This is a genomic window from Candidatus Pseudomonas auctus, from assembly GCF_048654275.1.
GTDB lineage: Bacteria > Pseudomonadota > Gammaproteobacteria > Pseudomonadales > Pseudomonadaceae > Aquipseudomonas > Aquipseudomonas pharyngis.
Genome location: NZ_JBJYZK010000002.1, coordinates 109,327 through 129,758, shown reverse-complemented (window position 1 = coordinate 129,758; position 20,432 = coordinate 109,327). Strand labels below are relative to the sequence as shown.

The following is a 20,432-nucleotide window of genomic DNA, read 5'->3' as shown; positions in this document are numbered from 1 at the left end:
TCAGAAGTCCTTGCGCAGTTGCACGCCGAAGTAGCGCTCGTCGTCGCGAGGCACGGCGCGGTAGATGTAGTTGCCTCCGCTGGCGAGCAGCGGCGAATAGGACTTGTCGGTGAGGTTCTTGCCGAGCAACGCCACGCGCCAGCCGTTGGTGTAATCGGCCAGAGCCACGCTGGCGTTCCAGAGACCGTAGGCGCCCTGTTTGGTGTCGGCGTTCTGGCTGATGTCGTACTGCACTTCGCTCTGCCAGCTGTAGTCGGTGCCGAGTTCGATATCCAGGCCGTTATCCAGCGGGATCGTGTAGTCGGCCCGCACGTAGCTTTTCCAGTCCGGGCTGAACGGCAGCGGTTTGCCGTCGACGTTGCACGACGCCGCCGCACCCGCCGGGCAGGCGAACTCGTCGATGCGCGCGCGGGTGTAGGCCAGCGCGCCGGAGAACTTCAGTTGCTGGGTCGCCTGCAGGGCGAAATCAAGTTCCACACCTTCGGTGCTGACGCTGCCGGCGTTGATCAGGCGCGTTACGACTTGCCCGGCGACGGTGTCGAAAAAATTCGCCTGATAGTTGTCGTAGTCGCTGTGGAAAACCGCGAGGTTGGTGGTCAGGCGATTGTTCCAGGACGAAGCCTTGATCCCCGCCTCCCAGGTGTTGGAGGTTTCCGGTTTCAGCGCTTCGGTGTCGCGCGGCTGCATGTTGAAAAACACGTTGTAGGCCGGGCCTTTGTAGCCACGCGAATAGGTCAGATAAGTGGTGACGGTATCACTCAGGTCGTACTGCAAACCGAGCCGACCGGACCAGCCGTCCTCATCCACCGACCCGGAACTGCGGGTGGCCGGTTGAATGCCGCTGACGGTGGTGGCGGAAGTGGAAACGCGACGGTGATCGTATTCCAGATCGTCGTGGGTGTAGCGCAGGCCGGCGATGCCACGAAAGTCCGAGGTGAAATTCAGCGTGCTTTCGCCGAACACCGCATAGCTGTCGCTGGTGGTGCTGTAATCGGCGACGCCACGGTTGATGCTGGTTGTTGTAGTTAGCGTGCGCTGATAAGTCTCGTCATCCTTGCCATGCATGTAGAACAGGCCGCCAACGTATTCGAGGAACTCGCCTTTCGGCGACGCCAGACGCAGCTCCTGCGAGTACTGGTCGAAGGCCAGATCGCCCTTGTCCGCCGTGCCGGGGAACGCCGCCGTCACCGTGCCGAGACGGTCGCCGTCCTGATACTGGGTGTTGTCCCAGCCACGCCACGCGGTGATCGACGTCAGGGTGTAATCGCCCAGTTGCCAGTCGAGCTGGCCGGACAGGCCCTTGTTGGTGTCCTCGACGTGGGAGCGGGTGTCGGTGTTGATGTCGCGATTGTGGCTGGTGGCACTGACCGGGCTCAACGCATTGGCGAAGGCCGGGGTCAACGACTTGGTCACGACGCCGTTGGGGCCGTCATCGTGGGACTGCATGTAGTCGGCGATCAGGGTAAAGGTGACGTCGTCGTTCGGGGTGAATTCCAGTTTGCCGCGCACGCCGCGATGGTTGTAGCCGTTGACCTCCTGACCGTTGTGCTGGTTGTCGACGTTGCCGTCGTAAGTGCCGAACAAGGTGCTGATCGAACCCTTGAGCGTGTCCGGAATCAGGCTGCCGCCGATGCCGAAACGGGTGCGGCTTTCGTTGCCGCTGTAATACGACTGATCGATGTAGCCGTGGGTCGCGGCGGTCGGCGCCTTGCTGGTGATGTTCAGCACGCCGGCCGAGGCGTTCTTGCCGAACAGCGTGCCTTGCGGGCCGCGCAAGACTTCGACGCGTTCCAGGTCCAGCAGATCCAGAGTGGATTGGCCGGGGCGCGCATAAACCACACCATCAATCACCGTAGCCACCGTCGGCTCGACGCCTGGCGAGGTGGAAATCGTCCCCACGCCACGCACGAACAACGAGGTGTCCTTGTTCGATGCGCCGGTGCGGAAATTCAGCGACGGCACTTGCTGGACGATGCTCGCCACGCTGTTGCGGTTGTCGCGTTCCAGCTGCTCGCCGTCGATCACCGATACCGCCACCGGCACTTTTTGCAGCGACTCTTCGCGGCGGGTGGCGGTGACCGTGACGGATTTGAGGGTCGGCTCCTGATCGGTGCTGTCGGCGGCGAACGCGACGGGCAGCGGCAGCGCGGCCAGCCCGGTGAGTAGCCAGCCCGCAGCGCGGATCGATTGCGCCAGTTTGTGTGTCGCCCCAGGAATGTTGTGCATGTTTGCCCGCTCGAAAAGTTGCCCTGAACCGCTGCCGTTCTGCGACGACAGCGCCTGTCTCGGTGTCTTGGGCATTCGCTCGAGCGAGTAGCAGACAACGCGCATTGTTAGCGCTAACATCGCCAGTATTGGCAAGCCGGACATAGATCGTCCAATACTGAAAAATTACTTTTATATGCGTTTTGGTTTTCAAGAAGGATCGAGCCTTGAGCGAAGAAAAGCCCCGCAAACGCCGTGGCGCCGGTCGCGTGACCCTCAACGCGGTGGCGCGCCAGGCCGGTGTTTCGGCGATCACCGTGTCGCGCTATTTCAACCAGCCGGAACAGGTCTCGCCCGAGCGTCGCGAACGGATCGCGGCGGTGGTCGCCGAACTGGGTTATGTGCCGAATCTGGTGGCCGGCGGACTCGCCTCGGCACGGGGAAAAATCGTCGGTATGGTGATCCCGAACATTTCCGGGCCGATCTTCGCCAACACCATTCAGGGCTTCAGCGACACCCTTAGCCGTCACGGCTATCAGCTACTTCTGGCCTCGAGTTACTTCAGCACTGAACAGGAAGAAAACGCGGTGCGGGCCTTCCTCGGCTGGTCGCCGGCGGCGCTGGTGGTGACCAGTCACTTCCACAGCGCGGGCACAGAAAAGATGCTTGCCGAAGCGGATATCCCGGTGATCGAAACCTGGGATTACCAGCCGGATCGCGAGCCGATGCAGATCGGTTTTTCGCACTTTGAAGTGGGTGTCAGCGCCGCTCGCTATCTGCACAACAAAGGCTATCGACGCATCGCGTTCGTGCAGAACAGCGCACCCGGCGACTTCAGCGCACTGGAGCGCCGCGACGGCTATGCGGCGACCGTGCGTGAGCTAGGACTTGAGCCCTGGGTATTCGCACCGGACGCCGATCGCGCGCCGTTCGAGGCCGGCAAGCAAGCGATGCAAGCGCTGATGAACGCCTCACCACGCCCGGACGCGATCATCTTCGCCAACGACAACCTCGCCGCTGGCGGCCTGCTGGCCGGACAACGCGCCGGCCTCAACATCCCCGAAGACTGCGCCGTCCTCGGCTTCGGCGACTACCCGTTCGCCGAGATGCTGCTGCCGAGCCTGAGCACCATCAAACCGCCGGCGCTGGAGATTGGCGTACTGGCAGCGACGCGGGTGCTGGAAAGCCTTGGCGTGTTGCCGAGCGATGAGGTGCAGCGGTTGAATCTGCTGCAGTGCACGGTCATTGAGCGGGAAAGTACCTGACGAATATGGCGTGGGCTGGTTTGGCTATGCTCTAAATGAAACCGCGAAGGCGCCCGACCAAACACCGACTATGCCGCAGGCCTCCCCATGCACACCGCAATCATCATCTTCTTCGGCCTGATCCTGCTGGCGCTGATGTTTTACATCGGCGAGCGCATCGGCTTCAGTCGGCAGACGCTGGCCTATGGTTTCGCGGCGTTGTGGCTGGCGTTGACGGTGATCAATGGTGCGGTCGGCGTGGTGCATGCCGGGCAGCCGTTGGGGTCGGAGATTGCGATCGGCAGCGCCGTGTATGGTGTGCCGCTGGCGGCGATGGTGTTGTTCATGGTGCTGAGCGCCGAGACCTGAAAGCGTCCCGGCGCCCTGCCCCGATCAACGCACCAGATGCAGGAACTGCATGTGCCGTTCGTACTGGTCGAGGATGTCGTTGATGATCTGCTCCTTGGTGTAGCCGACCAGATCGTAGTCCTGACTGCCCTCGCTCAGATGCACTTCGGCGCGGTAGTAGCGGCGATTGTTAAGCTGCTTGGAGCCCATGCCGCCACGGGCAAACGACGGCGTGAAGTAGCCGCGCATCTGCACCTGATAGATGAACGGGTGCTGCTCGCCGTGACCGATTTCCAGGCTGACGCTGTCGTGTGCCGGGTCCGGTTGGGTGACCACGTTCAGGCCTTTCTCGGCGAACACGGCCGTCACTTCTTCGATGGCCGGTTTCACCGTGGTGTCCATGAAGCGGTACACCTCGTCGCGCGACGGGAAGTGCACAGCCTGGCTCAAACGCTGACGCCAGCCGCCCTTGCCACGCCGTGAACCGGACACCGGCGCCAGGGAATGCAGTTGCGCGATCTGCTTCTGCGACTCCAGGTAGAACGCCTTGTGCAGGCCCCACATCATCAGCAGCAAGATCATCGAGAACGGCAGCGAGGTCAGCACCACCGCCGACTTCAACGCATCGATGCTGCCGGAGAACAACAGTGCGCTGGTCACCAGCGCGGTCATCGCGCCCCAGAACACCCGCAGCCATTTCGGCCCGTCTTCATCCGGGTTGCCACCCTTGGCCGACAGGGTCGAGAGCACCACGGTGCCGGAGTCGGCGGAGGTGACGAAGAACACGAAGCTGATGAACACCGTTACCGCGATGACGGTTTTGCTCCACGGGTAGGTTTCCAGCAGCAGGTAAAGGGTCATCGACGGGTTGTCGAGGGCCGACATGCCCAATGCCGTCATACCGTGATTGAGCACCTGGTCGATGGCGCTGTTGCCGAAGATCGACATCCACGCCAGGGTGAAACCCAGTGGAATCAGCAGCACGCCGAAGACGAATTCGCGGATGGTCCGGCCACGGGAAATCCGTGCGATGAACAGGCCCACGAACGGCGACCATGCAATCCACCAGGCCCAGTAGAACACCGTCCAGCCGCCGAGCCAGTCGCTCGGTTTGTCGTAGGCGTAGAGGTCGAAACTCTTCATCGGCAACGCGCCGAGGTAGTCGCCAAGGTTCTGGATCAGGGTGTTGAGCAAATGCTGGGTAGGACCGGCGAACAACACGAACAGCAGCAACGCACAGGCCAGCAGCATGTTGATGTCGGACATGACCCGCACACCTTTATCCACGCCGGAGACGGCGACGATGATCGCCGCGCCCATCATCAGCGTGATCAGGCCGACCTGAATCCACTGGGTGTGGGCGATGCCGAACAGATAGTCCAGACCGGAGTTGAGATGGAGCACGCCGAAGCCCATGTCCGCACCGAGGCCGAACACCGTGGCGATGATGCCGAAGCCGTCCACCGCGTAGCCGATGGGACCGTTGATGCGTTTGCCGATCAGCGGATACAGCGCCGAACGCAGGGCCAGCGGCAGGTTATGCCGGTAGGCGAAATACGCCAGCGCCATGCCGACGAAAGCGAACACGCCCCAGCCGTGCAGGCCCCAGTGCAGAAACAGAATCTGCATCGCCTGACGCGCCGCGTCCGCCGTGCCGGCCTCGCCTTGCGGCGGCTGAAGCATGTGGGTCAACGGTTCGGACACGCAGAAGAAAAACAGCGTGATGCTGATCCCGGCGGCGAACAGCATGCCGGCCCAGGACAGGTAACTGAATTCGGGTTCGTCGTGGTCGGCACCGAGTTTGATCTTGCCGTAGCCCGACAACGCGGTAACCACCACGAAGATCAGATACAGGGTCATGGCGAGCATGTAGTACCAGCCGACCGTGTTGGCCGCCCAGTTTTGCGCTTCGAGAAGCCAGGCGCCGGCCTGTTCCGGCATGGCGATGACGGTCAGGCCGAACAGCAGAATCACCGTCGCGGCGAACCAGAACACCGGCGGATTCATGCGCACCAGACCGCTGGCGGGGGTGGACGATGCACTCATGAACGGTGCACCTCAAGGCGTTGGGAAATGGCTGAAATGATCGGACTCAGCAAAGGCAAGCCTCCTGTTGTGAGCGGGCAGCGAACCGCCGGTTTAACTTGAATGAACGTTCAAGTTAAACATGGATAGCGCGCCAAGGACTAATCGCAGGGCTCAGCGGTACTTTTCGTACGCTAGCTCAAGGTTGGGTATGACGGGGGTTTGGGCGGATTCGTTCAGTGGAAAAATCAAAGTCAAAAGCGCCCTCACCCTAACCCTCTCCCGGGGGGAGAGGGGACTGATTGGGGGATATTCATGAGATACGCCGACGTGAAAGTGCTTCGCTGAATCCATAATCGACTCGGTGTTTCAGGTCGATGTACAGCGCCAGACACCTCGGTCGGCTCCCTCTCCCTCCGGGAGAGGGCTGGGGTGAGGGTGGCTTTTGATGTTTTACTTCTGCGTCCCGTCATCATGCTGCAGGTTGGCCTGGGTCAGGTTACACCCGGCCGGCACGCTGCGGGTCAGCCACACGTTGCCGCCGATGGTCGAACCCTTGCCGATGGTGATCCGCCCGAGAATCGTCGCCCCGGCGTAAATCACTACGTCGTCCTCGACGATCGGATGGCGTGGATGGCCCTTCTGCAACTGGCCGTCCTCATCCGCCGGGAAGCGTTTGGCGCCGAGGGTCACCGCCTGATAAATCCTGACGCGCTCGCCGATGATCGCGGTCTCGCCGATCACCACACCTGTCCCGTGGTCGATGAAGAAACTGCGGCCGATCTGCGCGCCCGGATGAATATCGATGCCGGTCGCCGAGTGGGCGATTTCCGAGCTGATCCGCGCCAGCAGCGGCAGGCCTGCGCGGTACAAATGGTGAGCCAGACGATGGTGAATCACCGCCAGAATCCCCGGATAGCACAGCAGCACTTCATCGACGCTGCGCGCCGCCGGGTCGCCGTGGTAGGCGGCCAGCACATCGGTGTCGAGCAGGCTGCGCAGGCCCGGCAGTGCGAGGGCGAAATCCTGGATGATCCTGATCGCCTGAGCCTCGACTTCAGTGTCTGCCTGAGCACTGTGACGGGCGACGTAACGCAACTCGAGTCGTGCCTGGGCCAGCAACGCATTCAGCGCGACGTCGAGGGTGTGGCCGACGTAGAAATCCTCGCTCTCTTCACGCAGATCCACCGGCCCCAGCCGCATCGGAAACAGTGCGCCGCACAGGGCTTCAAGGATTTGCGCCATCGCATCGCGGGACGGCAATTCGCGCCCGCCCTGCTCGCCGGACGCGCGGCCATTTTGTGCCCGCCACTGATCCCGCGCGGTACGCAGCTGGCTGACGATGGTCTGCAATTGCCAATGGCTGGAACGCTCGCTCACGGTAAAGACTCCTCACGGGCGGCCGGACTGTCTGGCCGCGTCAACGGCGACTACTTTACGGCAACCCCATCGGGGCGAATTAAGAACCGATAGTGCTGGACTAAGCACATTTGGCTATAAGCGATTGACGGTTGCCCCGGTAAATCGGCGTGCCTATAGTCCGGTGATCTTCCTCCGCCAGTACGGAACCATGTCCACACAACCGATCAAACAACAGCTGCAACGCTTCAACCGCCTCGACCTGCTCGGCCAACCGACCCCACTGGAAAAGCTCGAGCGTCTGTCCACCTGGCTCGGCCGCGATGTCTACATCAAACGCGATGACCTGACGCCGCTGGCCATGGGCGGCAACAAGCTGCGCAAGCTCGAATACCTCGCCGCCGACGCCCTCGCCCAAGGCGCCGATACCCTGATCACCGCCGGTGCACTGCAATCGAACCACGTTCGCCAGACCGCCGCGCTGGCCGCCAAACTGGGCCTGGGTTGCGTAGCGCTGCTGGAAAATCCGCTGGGCACCGACGACAGCAACTACACCGGCAACGGCAATCGCCTGCTGCTGGACCTGTTCGACACCAAGGTCGAGCTGGTCGACAACCTCGACAACGCCGACGAACAACTGGCCGCCCTCGCCGTGCGCCTGCGCAGCAACGGCAAGAAACCGTATCTGGTGCCGATCGGAGGCTCCAACGCCCTCGGCGCGCTGGGTTACGTGCGCGCCGGTCTGGAGCTGGCGGAACAGATCAAGGACACCGGGCTGCAATTTTCCGCCGTCGTTTTGGCCTCGGGGAGTGCCGGCACTCACAGCGGTCTGGCGCTGGCGTTGAGCGAAGCCCTGCCGCAACTGCCGGTGATAGGCGTGACCGTCTCGCGCAGCGAAGAAGATCAGCGCCCGAAAGTCCAGGGCCTGGCCGAACGCACCGCCGACCTGCTGGGCGTGGCGCTGCCGGACAGCTTCAAGGTCGAGTTGTGGGACGAATACTTCGGCCCGCGCTACGGCGAGCCGAATGCCGGGACACTGGCGGCGGTGAAACTGCTGGCGAGTCAGGACGCCGTGCTGCTCGATCCGGTCTACACCGGCAAGGCCATGGCCGGGCTGCTCGACGGCATCGGTCGCGGGCGTTTCGACGACGGCCCGATCATCTTCCTGCACACCGGCGGCGCCCCGGCGTTGTTTGCGTACAAGGATTTTCTCTGACGCGCTCGTTCCCACGCTCTGCGTGGGAATGCATCCCGGAATACGAAAAACACATATTCCACAGATGAATAACAAACAGAAAATTCATTATTTTCCATTCTAAAAGATCCGTCATATAGTCTCGCCGCAGGCGAATTTCGCGAGAGACGCATAAGCTGCTTTAAGGCAGGATAGCGCTGTCGTCCAATTCCCGGATTCGCCAACTTTCCTTAAGCGTCTTCCATAAGAAAACACAGGGGCTTGTCATGATTCTTTCCGCACTACGTCGAAATCTGCTGGTAGGTTCGCTGGGCCTGGCACTGAGCGCCGGTCTGATCAGCAGCGCCGTTGCCGGTGAACAACTGCAACAGATCAAGGACAAAGGCGTTATCAACGTCGGCCTGGAAGGCACTTACCCACCGTTCAGCTTCGTCGATGCCGACGGCAAGCTGTCGGGTTTCGAAGTCGAACTGTCCGAAGCCCTGGCCAAGAAGCTGGGCGTGAAGGCCAAGATTCAGCCGACCAAATGGGACGGCATCCTCGCGGCACTGGAATCCAAGCGTCTGGACGTCGTGGTCAATCAGGTGACCATCTCCGACGAGCGCAAGAAGAAGTATGACTTCTCCGAGCCGTACACCGTTTCCGGGATTCAGGCGCTGGTACTGAAAGACAAGGCCGCCGCGCTGAACATCAAATCCGCCGCTGACCTGTCCGGCAAGAAAGTCGGCGTGGGCCTGGGCACCAACTACGAACAGTGGGTCCGCGCCAACGTGCCGGGTGCCGACGTGCGCACCTACGACGATGATCCGACCAAGTTCGCCGACCTGAACAACGGCCGTACCGACGCGATCCTGATCGACCGTCTGGCCGCACTGGAATACGCCAAGAAAGCGCCGAAAACCATCGCCGCCGGTGAAGCCTTCTCGCGTCAGGAAGCCGGTATTGCCCTGCGCAAAGGCGAGCCTGAACTGCTGGCCGCCGTGAACAAGGCCCTCGACGAACTGCGTGCCGACGGCACCCTTGAGAAGCTGTCCACGAAATACTTCAACGCTGACGTCACCCAATAATGGAAGAAGCTTTCCAACTCGCACTGGACTCCGCGCCCTTCCTGTTGAAGGGCGCGTACTACACGGTAATCCTCAGCCTCGGCGGCATGTTCTTCGGCCTGCTGCTGGGCTTTGGCCTGGCGTTGATGCGCCTGTCGCGTTTCAAGTCGGTCAGTTGGCTGGCCCGCATCTACGTGTCGTTCTTTCGCGGCACGCCGTTGCTGGTGCAACTGTTCGTGATCTATTACGGCTTGCCGCAATTGGGCATGGAACTCGACCCGCTGCCGGCGGCGCTGATCGGCTTCTCGCTGAACATGGCCGCCTACGCCTGTGAAATCCTGCGGTCCGCGATCGGCTCGATTGAACGCGGCCAGTGGGAAGCCGCTGCGAGCATCGGCATGACCCGCGCGCAGACCCTGCGCCGGGCCATCCTGCCGCAGGCGATGCGCACGGCGTTGCCGCCGCTGGGCAACAGCTTCATTTCGCTGGTCAAGGACACCGCGCTGGCCGCCACCATTCAGGTGCCGGAGCTGTTCCGTCAGGCGCAGCTGATTACCGCCCGAACTTTTGAAGTCTTCACCATGTATCTTGCCGCCGCGCTGATCTACTGGATTCTGGCCACGGTGCTGTCGCACTTCCAGAACAAGTTGGAAGAGCGGGTCAATCGGCACGACCAGGAGTCCTGACCCCATGATTGTCGTGGAAAAACTGACAAAGCAGTTCAAGGGTCAAGTCGTGCTCAACGGCATTGATCTGGAGGTGAAGGAAGGCGAGGTCGTGGCAATCATCGGCCCCAGCGGCTCGGGCAAGACCACGTTCCTGCGTTGCCTGAACTTCCTCGAGGAACCCACCAGCGGCCGGATCAAGGTCGGCGAGATCGAGATCGATACCAGCCGCCCGCTGAACCAGCAGCAGAGCCTGGTGCGCAACCTGCGCCAGCATGTGGGCTTCGTGTTCCAGAACTTCAACCTGTTCCCGCACCGCACCGCCCTGGAAAACGTCATCGAAGGCCCGATCGTGGTCAAGAAGACGCCTCGCGATGCAGCCATTGCCCTGGGCAAGAAGCTGCTGGCCAAGGTTGGCCTGGCGGGCAAGGAAGACGCCTACCCACGGCGCCTGTCTGGTGGCCAGCAACAGCGCGTGGCGATTGCCCGGGCGCTGGCGATGGAGCCGGAAGTGATCCTGTTCGACGAGCCGACCTCGGCCCTCGATCCGGAACTGGTGGGTGAAGTGCTGGCGACCATCCGCGGCCTCGCCGAGGAGAAACGCACCATGGTGATCGTCACCCACGAAATGGCGTTCGCTCGTGATGTGGCCAACCGCGTGGTGTTTTTCGATAAAGGCGTGATCGTCGAACAAGGTGAAGCGAAAGCGTTGTTTGCCAATCCGAAAGAAGAACGCACTCGACAGTTCCTCAGTAAGTTCAGAAATAACGGCTGACCTGTAAACTTTCCGGAATACAAACTTCCATGGATGGAAGTTTCGCTTACGCCCTCCCCACTAAAAGATTAATCAAGTGACTGCATTACATATATATGTCCTGCAACAGTCTCGCCGCGATTAAAGTTCGCCCCCTCCAAATTTCCAGCTGTACAAACCGACCGACGACAGAACGATAAAATCCGGCAAAAGCTGTGGCTCGATTCGCCATACAGAATAGGTAGAGTGCCTTATCTGCGTAGGAAGCTTCTGATAAATCCGTAATTCTCCAATTAACTAACCCTGTCCGTTGACACGCCATTCAGCGAACTTTTATCTAGTCACTCATCGCGCCACAACATTACCAAGACCCGATAACGAATGGCCGAACGACCCTGTTTTTATTACTGGGCAATTCATGCCATTTGAACTTTCAGAAACGGATTTCGCTGCAAGGCTTCAAGGAGAGGATTTCATGACCCGCACTTCGCACATTCCCGAACTGGCCGCGCCGAGCCTGGCGCCATCCCGAAACAACGGCATCAACCTCGCGGCAGCGGCTCATCTGCTGGTCGATGTGCCGCCTTATCCGGACATGGACACCGGCGATCTGATCGAACTGTTTTGGGACAACTGCTACGTCGCCTCTCACGTGCTGACAGCACAGGACGTCGCAACCCCAGTCAGCCTGCGAGTGCCGGAAAGCTTCATCGCCAGCGGCTCGTCTCGCATCCACTATCGAGTCATGCGGGTGGGGCACGGGCCATCGCTGTCGGCGGCGGCGCGGGTCACGGTCAAGCTCGACTGCCCCGGAGGACAGCCTCCAGCGCTGTGTGGCGACGAAAACCAGCAACTGGCTCCTGTGACCCTGCCCGAGACCATTCGCCGTCAGGGCGTCAACGCAAACCAGATCAGACGCGGCGTGCCACTGACTATCGAGCCGTATCTGAACATGGCCGAAGGCGATGCCATCACCTTGCGCTGGGGCGATGTACGGATGGATCTGGCACGCATCACCCCTGCCGATATCGGCAAGCCGATTCAGGTCTGGGTGCCGCCGGCAGTCATCACCGAGGCCGGCGAGGATCTGCGGCTGGACGTGACCTATTGCATCCTCGACCGGGTCGGCAACAACTCGCGCTGGGCACCGCCGCGAACGCTGAAGATCGGATGCGTGAATCCCTACCTCAAGGTGCCGCTCAAGGAAACGCTGAAGGCGGCAGAGCCACAAAAGAAATGAGCCAAAACGGTCGATGAGGGACGCCGTCCCTCGTCGCCGCACGCTTAACCAGCCAGACCACGCCCCCTTCTATACATATTCCTAAAAGTTAGTTTATTTAAATTTTATACGCGCTTAGGGTATATACACCGGACCACCGGACATTCTTTCGTTCGCCGCACCTTTGCGGCGTTTTTCATGAGATGTGAGGTAGGTAGCATGGTCCGGAACACAATCACCCCAGTGCAGATCGCCAGGGCATTGCGTGCAGCCAAGGAGCGGCACTGATGTCCAGTCTGGCAGACGCAAACGTCCAGAGTGACCTGGACATCGCCCCGCTGTTGTTGCCCGCACAAGTGCTGCGCAACGACGCTCAAGCCATCAAGGCCGCCCATGAGCTGGCGCAGGTCGCCCGCGTGCAGGCCGCCAAACGCGATCGCCAGCGCAAGCTGCCATGGTCGGAAATCGAACAGTTCACCCGCAGTGGCCTCGGCAGCATCGCGATTCCGCGCGAGTACGGCGGCCCGCAGGTTTCCTTCGTCACCCTGGCCGAGGTGTTCGCGATCATTTCCGCAGCCGACCCGGCGCTGGGACAGATCCCGCAGAACCAGTTCGGCATCATCAACCTGATCCTCGGCAGCGCCACCGAGCAGCAGAAAAAGCATCTGCTGCAGAGCGTGCTCGAAGGCTGGCGCATCGGTAACGCCGGGCCTGAACGCGGCACCAAGGACACCCTGGAACTGAAGGCGCGCATCACCGCCGACGGCGATGACTACGTGATCAATGGCCAGAAGTTCTACTCCACCGGCGCCCTGTTCGCCCACTGGGTCGCAGTCAAGGCGCTCAACGATGACGGCAAGCAAGTCCTGGCTTTCGTCCGGCGCGGCACGCCGGGATTGCGCATCGTCGATGACTGGTCGGGTTTCGGCCAGCGCACCACCGCCAGCGGCACGATCCTGTTGAACAACGTGCGGGTCGACGCCGGCCTCGTGGTGGACAACTGGAAGATCAACGAAAAGCCCAACACCCAGGGCGCGGTGTCGCAGCTGATTCAGGCAGCGATCGACGCCGGTATCGCCCGTGGCGCCATCGATGACGCCATCGAATTCGTCAAGACTCGCGCGCGGCCGTGGATCGACGCCAACGTCGAACGGGCCAGCGATGACCTCTACGTGATTGCCGACATCGGCAAACTGAAAATCGAACTGCACGCCGCCGAAGCGCTGCTGCGCAAGGCCGGGCAAGTGCTGGATAAGGTGCACGCCGCGCCACTGACCGCCGAATCCGCCGCCCGCGCGTCGATTGCCGTGGCCGAAGCCAAGGTGCTGACCACCGAGATCTCACTGCTGGCCAGCGAAAAACTCTTCGAACTGGCCGGCAGCCGCGCCACCCTCGCCGAATTCAACCTCGACCGTCACTGGCGCAACGCCCGGGTGCACACCCTGCACGACCCGGTGCGCTGGAAGTATCACGCGGTCGGCGCCTATCGCCTCAACGGCAAGTTGCCGGCTCGCCATTCCTGGATCTGACGACCCGAACACTTTTGACCAGATCTCTGGAGAAACACATGACTCTTTCCCATCCCGTCGCGCTCATCACCAGCGACGAGCAAGCCCTGATCGTCGCCAGCGACCTGGCCGAAGATTTCCAGCGCGACAGCAACCTGCGCGACCGCGAACGCCGCCTGCCGCTGCCGGAACTCGACGTGTTTTCCCGCTCCGGCCTGTGGGGCATCAGCGTGCCCAAGGAGTACGGTGGCGCCGGTGTGTCCAACGTGACCCTGGCCAAAGTCATCGCCCTGATCGCCCGGGCTGACGGCTCGCTGGGGCAGATTCCACAGAACCATTTCTATGCCCTCGAAGTGCTTCGGGTGAACGGCAGCCACGAGCAGAAACAACGGCTGTACGCCGAAGTCCTCGCCGGCCAGCGCTTCGGCAATGCCCTGGCAGAACTGGGCACCAGGACCGCCCACGACCGGGTCACCCGCCTCGAACGCGACGGCAGCGGTTATCGCATCAATGGCCGCAAGTTCTATGCGACCGGTGCGATTTACGCCCAACGCATTCCAACGTCCGTGGTCGATGAAAACGGCGTGCAGCAACTGGCCTTCGTCCCCCGCGACAGCAAAGGCCTGACCGTGATCGACGACTGGAGCGGCTTCGGCCAGCGCACCACCGGCAGCGGTTCGGTGGTGTTCGAAGACGTGTATGTCGCCGCCGAAGATGTCATCCCGTTCCAGAGCGCTTTCGAGCGCCCGACCCCGGTCGGCCCGCTGGCGCAGATCCTTCACGCCGCCATCGACACCGGCATCGCCCGCGCCGCCTACGAAGATGCGCTGCACTTCGTGCGCAGCAAGACCCGTCCATGGATCGATTCGGGCAACGACAAGGCCACCGAAGACCCGCTGACTCTCAAGAGCTTCGGCCACCTGAGTATTCGCCTGCACGCCACCGAAGCGCTGCTCGAACGCGCCGGCGAATTCCTCGACGCGGCCCAGGCCGAGACCAACGCCGAGACGGTTGCAGCGGCTTCGATTGCGGTCGCCGAAGCACGGGCGATCAGCACCGAAATCTCCTTGGCCGCCGGCAGCACCCTGTTCGAGCTGGCCGGCAGCCAGGCCACCCTGAGCGAGCATGGCCTCGACCGTCACTGGCGCAACGCCCGGGTACATACGCTGCACGACCCGGTGCGCTGGAAATATCACGCGGTGGGCAATTACTACCTCAACGATGAAAACCCTCCGCTGCGAGGGACCATCTAATGAGCAAGAAAAAGATCCTGCTCAATGCGTTCAACATGAATTGCATCGGCCACATCAACCACGGGTTGTGGACGCATCCGCGCGACACCTCGACCCGATACAAGACCATCGAATACTGGACCGAACTGGCGCAACTGCTGGAGCGGGGGCTGTTCGACGGGCTGTTCATCGCTGACATCGTCGGCGTGTACGACGTTTATCAAAACTCGGTGGACGTCACCCTGAAAGAGTCGATCCAGCTGCCGGTCAACGATCCGCTGCTGCTGGTATCGGCGATGTCCGCGGTGACCAAAAACCTCGGTTTCGGCCTGACCGCCAACCTCACCTACGAGCCGCCGTATCTGTTCGCCCGTCGCATGTCGACCCTCGATCATCTGAGCCGTGGACGGGTGGGCTGGAACATCGTCACCGGTTATCTGGACAGCGCCGCCAAGGCCATGGGCCTCAGTGAACAGGTCGAACATGACCGGCGTTACGACCAGGCCGACGAGTACCTCGAAGTGCTCTACAAACTCTGGGAAGGCAGCTGGGAAAACGGCGCGGTGCTCAACGATCCGCAGCAGCGGATCTACGCGCAGCCGGACAAGGTGCATAAGGTCGAACACAAGGGCGAGTTCTATCAGGTCGAGGGTTATCACCTGTGCGAGCCGTCGCCGCAGCGCACGCCGGTACTGTTCCAGGCCGGCAGTTCGGATCGCGGTTTGCTGTTCGCCGGGCGGCATGCCGAGTGCGTGTTCATCAGCGGCCAGAACAAACCGTCGACCAAGGTGCAGGTGGACAAGGTCCGCGCCAGCGCCGTCGAAGCAGGTCGCAATCCTGAGGACATCAAGGTGTTCATGGGCTTGAACGTGATCGTCGGCGAGACCGAGGAAGCGGCCTGGGCCAAGCATGCCGAATACCTGAGCTACGCCAGCGCCGAAGCCGGTGTGGCGCATTTTTCGGCGTCCACTGGCATCGACTTTTCCCAGTACGAAATCGACGAACCGATCCAGTACGTGAAGAGCAACGCGATCCAGTCCGCCACCAAGAACCTGCAGAACAACGACTGGACCCGGCGCAAATTGCTCGATCAGCACGCTCTGGGCGGGCGCTACATCACGGTGGTCGGCTCGCCGCAACAAGTGGCGGATGAACTGGAATCGTGGATCGCCGAAACCGGCCTCGACGGCTTCAACCTGACCCGCATCGTCACCCCGGAAAGCTATGTGGATTTCATCGATCTGGTGATTCCGGAACTGCAACGGCGCGGCTCGTACAAGACCGCGTACGACACCGGCAGCCTGCGGGAAAAACTGTTTCACGGCGAAGCGCACCTGCCGCCGCAACACACCGGCGCCCACTACCGACACTAACCCCGGCACTCATCCTTCCCACGCTCTGCGTGGGAATCAGGCTAATTTCACTGACTGGAAAACCACCATGACCAAGAAGCTCCTGTCCCACCCAGTCAAAGCACTGGCCCTGGCCTTCGGCCTGTTCAGCTCGGCGGTGTTCGCCGCAGATGCCCCGTTGAAAATCGGCACTACCGCCGCCTTCGCGATTCCGCTGGAAGCCGCCGTCGAAGAGGCCTCCAAACAAGGCCTGAAAGTCGAGCTGGTGGAATTCACCGACTGGATCGCGCCGAACGTCAGCCTCGCCGCCGGTGATATCGACGTGAACTACTTCCAGCACATCCCGTTCCTGGAAAACGCCAAGGCTGCCTCCGGTTTCGACCTCGTGCCGTTTGCGCCAGGGATCATCAACAACGTCGGCCTGTACTCGAAGAAATACAAAAGCTTCGACGAGCTGCCGGAAGGCGCCAGCGTCGCCATCGCCAACGATCCGATCAACAGCGGACGCGGCCTGCAACTGTTGGCCAAGGCCGGTCTGATCACCCTCAAGCCAGGGGTCGGCTACAAGGCCACCGAAGACGATATCGTCGCCAACCCGAAGAAGATCAAGATCCTCCAGGTCGAAGCCGTGCAACTGGTGCGCGCCTACGATGACGCCGATCTGGTCCAGGGCTACCCGGCCTACATCCGTCTGGCGAAGACTTTCGACGCCGGCTCCGCGTTGTTGTTCGACGGCCTCGATCACAAGGAATACGTGATCCAGTTCGTGATCCAGCCGAAGAGCAAGACCGACCCGCGCCTGATCAAGTTCGTCGACATCTACCAGCATTCGCCGGCTGTTCGCGCCGCGCTGGATAAAGCCCACGGCAAGCTGTACCAGGCCGGTTGGGAAAGCTGAGGATGACCGCGGCCATCCAACGGCGACTGGATCTTCCAGAGCCACCCGCGCTGGCACAGCGCACCGAACTGCATCCCGAACTGAACCGCGCCCATGTGCGTTTCGTCGGGCTCGGCAAGACCTACGACGGCAAACAAGGCCCGGTCGCCGCCCTGCAAGGCATCGACCTGGCGATCCAGCGCGGTGAAGTGTTCGGCATCATCGGCCGCAGCGGCGCCGGCAAGTCGTCGCTGATCCGCACCATCAACCGCCTCGAACAACCGACCTCGGGCCGGGTGCTGATCGATCAGGTGGACATCGGCGAGTACGACGAGGATCGCCTCGTCGCCCTGCGGCGGCGGATCGGCATGATCTTCCAGCACTTCAATCTGATGTCGGCGAAAACGGTGTGGCAGAACGTCGAACTGCCGCTGAAAGTCGCCGGTGTCCCGAAAGAACAACGGGAGAAGAAGGTTCGCGAACTGCTGGAACTGGTGGGCCTGCAAGCCAAGCACAAGGCGTATCCGGCGCAGCTGTCCGGCGGGCAGAAGCAGCGTGTCGGCATCGCCCGCGCGCTGGTGCATGACCCGGACATTCTGCTGTGTGACGAAGCCACTTCGGCACTGGATCCGGAAACCACCCAGTCGATCCTCGGCCTGCTGCGCGAAATCAACAAACGCCTGGGCCTGACCATCGTGCTGATCACTCACGAGATGGCAGTAATCCGGGAGATCTGCGATCGCGTCGTCGTGCTCGAACACGGCCGCATCGTCGAGCAGGGCCCGGTCTGGGAAGTGTTCGGCAATCCGCAGCACGAGGTCAGCCAGACTTTGCTCGCGCCGCTGCAACACGCCTTGCCCGAAGAATTGCAAAGCCGTTTGCAGGCGCAACCTTCGTCGTCCGATGCGGCCGTGGTGCTGCGTTTGCAGTTCACTGGCAGCCAACAGGACGAACCGGATCTGGCCGCACTCTTCGCCGCGCTCGGTGGCCGGGTGAAATTGCTGCAAGGCGGCGTGGAACGGATTCAGGGCCACGCACTCGGGCAACTGCTGCTGGCGGTCGCGGGTTCGCAGTTGAATGCCGAGCAATTGCGTGAGCGCGCCGGGCAATGGGCACAACGCACGGAGGTGCTGGGTTATGTGGTTTGATCGCTTGCTGCAGGGTTTTATCGACACGTTTCTGATGGTCGGCGTTTCGTCGCTGATCGCACTGCTGGCGGGGATTCCGATGGCGGTGATTCTGGTCACCAGCGACAAGGGCGGGATCTACGAAGCACCGGTGCTCAATCGCGCGTTGGGTGCGTTCGTGAACCTGTTTCGCTCGATCCCGTTCCTGATCCTGATGGTCGCGCTGATTCCGTTCACCCGACTGATCGTCGGCACCACCTACGGCGTGTGGGCGGCGGTCGTGCCGTTGACCATTGCGGCCACGCCGTTCTTCGCGCGTATCGCCGAGGTGAGCCTGCGTGAAGTCGACTACGGCCTGATCGAAGCCGCGCAGGCCATGGGCTGCCGGCGCTGGCATATCGTCTGGCATGTGCTGCTGCCCGAGGCGCTGCCGGGGATTGTCGGCGGTTTCACCATCACCCTGGTGACAATGATCAACTCATCGGCGATGGCCGGAGCGATTGGCGCCGGCGGTCTGGGTGACATCGCCTATCGCTACGGCTATCAGCGCTTCGACAGCCAGATCATGCTGACCGTGATCGTGCTGCTGGTGGCACTGGTGGCGCTGATTCAGCTGGGCGGCGATCGTCTGGCGCGGGGGCTGAACAAGCGCTAGAACAATCGATGAGCGCTGCCCTCCCCGGCATCAATCATCGATCAGGCTGTCGAGCCACGCGTATTCCGTTTTGCTTCGATGCAGCGCCTGCATGCTTTTTGCCGCGTAAACAATGCTGTCGGCGTTGTTCGCGGCCAAATGCGCGCGCAGCGCCGGATTTGCATTGAACAGGCCGACCGCCGTCTGAAGATCCAGATCGTCGCCGATCCCCAGATAATCACTGATCCCGAACAGCAGGTTGTCGTGATCGTCCGTAAAAGCGTTCACGTACTCGACTGTCAATCCACCGCGCATTATCACTTCGGAAACGCTGCGCTCCGGAATGTCGTAGACGGTCAGCGGGTCCAGACTCAGCAAACCACGCTGGCTGTCACCCAGATAGAAGAAATCCGCGGCGTTGGGACCGATGGTCCTGAAGCGGTCGATGCGGTTGGTGTGCAGCATTTCATGGCCCAGGGACATGCCTAGAATCTCCTGCTGCATGTACTTGCGGTTGAGGAAGAACCGGCCATGAAAATCCTTCTTGTACATCCAGGCGGCGCTGTTGTTTTCAGTCTCCACTGCGAAGAATTTTTCCTCGCCCCAGGTCCCTTGGTACTCCCTGGAAAGCGCAAGACCTCGCGCCACCGAGTCAGAGAACTGCTGCGCCACGGCCTGGTGATCTGCGCCAAAAAAACTTTCGTAAACCGCGCTGGCACCGTCGTATTTCAAGCCAACGGCGTGAACGGCATCAGCGAAAACGCTTTCGACCACTCGCAACTCCGTGCGAATCAATGCGGCCTGCTCCGGTGAAAACTGCTTCAGCCCCCGTGCAGTCAGCGTGGCTTCCTTTGCTGTCTCGTGCTCGATCGCGTCATCAATACCGGTGTGGACCCGACTGTGCTTTTCCGAATCTTTCCTGATATTGCGGATGAGCTCATCGATGTCGATATCGATGACATTGCCTGCGTTGCCGGATGACCGAGCCCGTTCCGGCGACCATATCTTGCTGTGCGGATCGAAGAACAAGACCGGTCCCGAAGCCGTCCACTCGGACATCAAGGTCGCGCGATATTCACCATCTGCTGCGGTTTGCCGAACCTGGACAATCTCGCCGGGGGCGACATCGACGAACGTGCGCCCCTTGATAACCCTCAACCCCAGGGCATCAGGCACAGGCAGGGTGGCCGGCGCTTTCAGGCGATAGTCCGCAAGCGTCCTGCCCCCGAAACGACCCGACAGGATCTCGGCGGTCGGCAGGGATGAAACAATGACTGCGGCGTCTGGCATATCCGGTTGGGGAACGGCCTCCACATCCGTTTGATCCATGTCCCGAAAACTCTTGTGCGCAGGTTCGTACTCGGGAAAGTCAGCACCGGATCTTTTACGCAGTGCAATGGCGTCTGCCAGGCTGTGGCTGGAGGACGTGGTGGAGGTTTTTCGAGTATTGCCCATGAAAAAATCCTTGTTGAGTAAATCCCCCTGAAAAAATCGGGCAGACATCGCGCTAGTTGTCTATCGCGTGGGCGCTATTGCAACCGATCGGGAACGGTCAGGTGCGGTAAATATGTATTGCACTTGAGCCGGCTTTTTGTGCTTTGTCCGGATCTGGATCCTCTGAACCGCGAAAGCGCTTATAGTC

Annotated in this window: 17 protein-coding genes; 13 read left to right on the top strand and 4 right to left on the bottom strand. The window is 61.3% G+C overall.

Annotated elements, in window-relative coordinates:
• Positions 1-2,226: a TonB-dependent receptor gene (locus tag ACKUG4_RS04135; protein WP_445433516.1), complete on the bottom strand. Its 2,226-nt coding sequence runs from the start codon at positions 2,224-2,226 to the stop codon at positions 1-3.
• 206 nt (positions 2,227-2,432) lie between these two features.
• Here ACKUG4_RS04135 and ACKUG4_RS04130 point away from each other — a divergent pair, with 206 nt between their 5' ends.
• The gene (locus ACKUG4_RS04130) at positions 2,433-3,470 is read left to right on the top strand and encodes a LacI family DNA-binding transcriptional regulator (protein ID WP_445433515.1); all 1,038 of its coding nucleotides are present in this window, start codon (positions 2,433-2,435) and stop codon (positions 3,468-3,470) included.
• 87 nt (positions 3,471-3,557) lie between these two features.
• Positions 3,558-3,818: a hypothetical protein gene (locus tag ACKUG4_RS04125; RefSeq protein WP_007952727.1), complete on the top strand. Its 261-nt coding sequence runs from the start codon at positions 3,558-3,560 to the stop codon at positions 3,816-3,818.
• A 24-nt stretch (positions 3,819-3,842) separates the two neighbouring features.
• On the opposite strand, the gene betT is transcribed toward ACKUG4_RS04125, so the two are convergent.
• Both betT and epsC read right to left on the bottom strand, forming a co-directional pair.
• A complete protein-coding gene (betT, locus tag ACKUG4_RS04120; protein WP_172829513.1) occupies positions 3,843-5,804 on the bottom strand; it encodes a choline transporter BetT in 1,962 nt (653 codons plus the stop codon).
• Between the two features lie 471 nt (positions 5,805-6,275).
• Positions 6,276-7,202, bottom strand: coding sequence for a serine O-acetyltransferase EpsC (gene epsC / locus ACKUG4_RS04115; protein WP_007952730.1), 927 nt, complete (start codon positions 7,200-7,202; stop codon positions 6,276-6,278).
• Between the two features lie 190 nt (positions 7,203-7,392).
• On the opposite strand from epsC, the gene ACKUG4_RS04110 reads away from it, so the two are divergent.
• The 11 genes from ACKUG4_RS04110 to ACKUG4_RS04060 all read left to right on the top strand — a co-directional run bounded on the left by ACKUG4_RS04110 (position 7,393) and on the right by ACKUG4_RS04060 (position 18,811).
• Entirely contained in the window at positions 7,393-8,397 is a 1,005-nt protein-coding gene (locus tag ACKUG4_RS04110) for a D-cysteine desulfhydrase (RefSeq protein ID WP_085647938.1), read from the top strand.
• Positions 8,398-8,642: 245 nt separating this feature from the next.
• On the top strand, positions 8,643-9,443 hold the full coding sequence (gene tcyJ / locus ACKUG4_RS04105) for a cystine ABC transporter substrate-binding protein (RefSeq protein WP_445433514.1): 801 nt from the start codon (positions 8,643-8,645) through the stop codon (positions 9,441-9,443).
• Complete coding sequence (gene tcyL, locus ACKUG4_RS04100; RefSeq protein ID WP_007952735.1) at positions 9,443-10,108, top strand: cystine ABC transporter permease; 666 nt, start codon at positions 9,443-9,445, stop codon at positions 10,106-10,108. Before tcyJ ends, tcyL begins: the two co-directional genes overlap by 1 nt.
• A 4-nt stretch (positions 10,109-10,112) precedes the next feature.
• The gene (gene tcyN / locus ACKUG4_RS04095; RefSeq protein ID WP_064382730.1) at positions 10,113-10,862 is read left to right on the top strand and encodes an L-cystine ABC transporter ATP-binding protein TcyN; all 750 of its coding nucleotides are present in this window, start codon (positions 10,113-10,115) and stop codon (positions 10,860-10,862) included.
• A gap of 454 nt (positions 10,863-11,316) precedes the next feature.
• Positions 11,317-12,081 (top strand): hypothetical protein, encoded by a 765-nt coding sequence (locus tag ACKUG4_RS04090; protein WP_085647937.1) that lies wholly within the window; start codon positions 11,317-11,319, stop codon positions 12,079-12,081.
• 266 nt (positions 12,082-12,347) lie between these two features.
• Positions 12,348-13,589: an SfnB family sulfur acquisition oxidoreductase gene (locus ACKUG4_RS04085; protein ID WP_445433513.1), complete on the top strand. Its 1,242-nt coding sequence runs from the start codon at positions 12,348-12,350 to the stop codon at positions 13,587-13,589.
• Positions 13,590-13,627: 38 nt separating this feature from the next.
• Positions 13,628-14,821 (top strand): SfnB family sulfur acquisition oxidoreductase, encoded by a 1,194-nt coding sequence (locus tag ACKUG4_RS04080; protein ID WP_064592705.1) that lies wholly within the window; start codon positions 13,628-13,630, stop codon positions 14,819-14,821.
• Complete coding sequence (locus tag ACKUG4_RS04075) at positions 14,821-16,173, top strand: LLM class flavin-dependent oxidoreductase (RefSeq protein ID WP_085611211.1); 1,353 nt, start codon at positions 14,821-14,823, stop codon at positions 16,171-16,173. Before ACKUG4_RS04080 ends, ACKUG4_RS04075 begins: the two co-directional genes overlap by 1 nt.
• A gap of 67 nt (positions 16,174-16,240) precedes the next feature.
• On the top strand, positions 16,241-17,050 hold the full coding sequence (locus tag ACKUG4_RS04070; RefSeq protein ID WP_007952748.1) for a MetQ/NlpA family ABC transporter substrate-binding protein: 810 nt from the start codon (positions 16,241-16,243) through the stop codon (positions 17,048-17,050).
• Positions 17,051-17,052: 2 nt separating this feature from the next.
• A complete protein-coding gene (locus tag ACKUG4_RS04065; protein ID WP_445433512.1) occupies positions 17,053-18,177 on the top strand; it encodes a methionine ABC transporter ATP-binding protein in 1,125 nt (374 codons plus the stop codon).
• Positions 18,167-18,811, top strand: coding sequence for a methionine ABC transporter permease (locus ACKUG4_RS04060; protein WP_007952752.1), 645 nt, complete (start codon positions 18,167-18,169; stop codon positions 18,809-18,811). Before ACKUG4_RS04065 ends, ACKUG4_RS04060 begins: the two co-directional genes overlap by 11 nt.
• Positions 18,812-18,841: 30 nt before the next feature.
• Here the strand turns inward: ACKUG4_RS04060 and ACKUG4_RS04055 are convergent, their stop codons facing one another.
• Positions 18,842-20,245, bottom strand: a complete 1,404-nt coding sequence (locus ACKUG4_RS04055; protein WP_445433511.1) for a hypothetical protein — start codon at positions 20,243-20,245, stop codon at positions 18,842-18,844.
• Between the last annotated feature and the right edge of the window lie 187 nt (positions 20,246-20,432).

What these genes read in the sequence shown, in the direction of transcription:
- ACKUG4_RS04125 (WP_007952727.1), top strand. Translation starts at nt 3,558, where the DNA reads ATGCACACCGCAATCATCATCTTCTTCGGCCTGATCCTGCTGGCGCTG.
- ACKUG4_RS04135 (WP_445433516.1), bottom strand. Translation starts at nt 2,226, where the DNA reads ATGCACAACATTCCTGGGGCGACACACAAACTGGCGCAATCGATCCGC.
- betT (WP_172829513.1), bottom strand. Translation starts at nt 5,804, where the DNA reads ATGAATCCGCCGGTGTTCTGGTTCGCCGCGACGGTGATTCTGCTGTTC.
- ACKUG4_RS04075 (WP_085611211.1), top strand. Translation starts at nt 14,821, where the DNA reads ATGAGCAAGAAAAAGATCCTGCTCAATGCGTTCAACATGAATTGCATC.
- tcyN (WP_064382730.1), top strand. Translation starts at nt 10,113, where the DNA reads ATGATTGTCGTGGAAAAACTGACAAAGCAGTTCAAGGGTCAAGTCGTG.
- ACKUG4_RS04065 (WP_445433512.1), top strand. Translation starts at nt 17,053, where the DNA reads ATGACCGCGGCCATCCAACGGCGACTGGATCTTCCAGAGCCACCCGCG.
- ACKUG4_RS04085 (WP_445433513.1), top strand. Translation starts at nt 12,348, where the DNA reads ATGTCCAGTCTGGCAGACGCAAACGTCCAGAGTGACCTGGACATCGCC.
- ACKUG4_RS04055 (WP_445433511.1), bottom strand. Translation starts at nt 20,245, where the DNA reads ATGGGCAATACTCGAAAAACCTCCACCACGTCCTCCAGCCACAGCCTG.
- ACKUG4_RS04090 (WP_085647937.1), top strand. Translation starts at nt 11,317, where the DNA reads ATGACCCGCACTTCGCACATTCCCGAACTGGCCGCGCCGAGCCTGGCG.
- tcyJ (WP_445433514.1), top strand. Translation starts at nt 8,643, where the DNA reads ATGATTCTTTCCGCACTACGTCGAAATCTGCTGGTAGGTTCGCTGGGC.
- ACKUG4_RS04070 (WP_007952748.1), top strand. Translation starts at nt 16,241, where the DNA reads ATGACCAAGAAGCTCCTGTCCCACCCAGTCAAAGCACTGGCCCTGGCC.
- tcyL (WP_007952735.1), top strand. Translation starts at nt 9,443, where the DNA reads ATGGAAGAAGCTTTCCAACTCGCACTGGACTCCGCGCCCTTCCTGTTG.
- ACKUG4_RS04080 (WP_064592705.1), top strand. Translation starts at nt 13,628, where the DNA reads ATGACTCTTTCCCATCCCGTCGCGCTCATCACCAGCGACGAGCAAGCC.
- ACKUG4_RS04060 (WP_007952752.1), top strand. Translation starts at nt 18,167, where the DNA reads ATGTGGTTTGATCGCTTGCTGCAGGGTTTTATCGACACGTTTCTGATG.
- ACKUG4_RS04110 (WP_085647938.1), top strand. Translation starts at nt 7,393, where the DNA reads ATGTCCACACAACCGATCAAACAACAGCTGCAACGCTTCAACCGCCTC.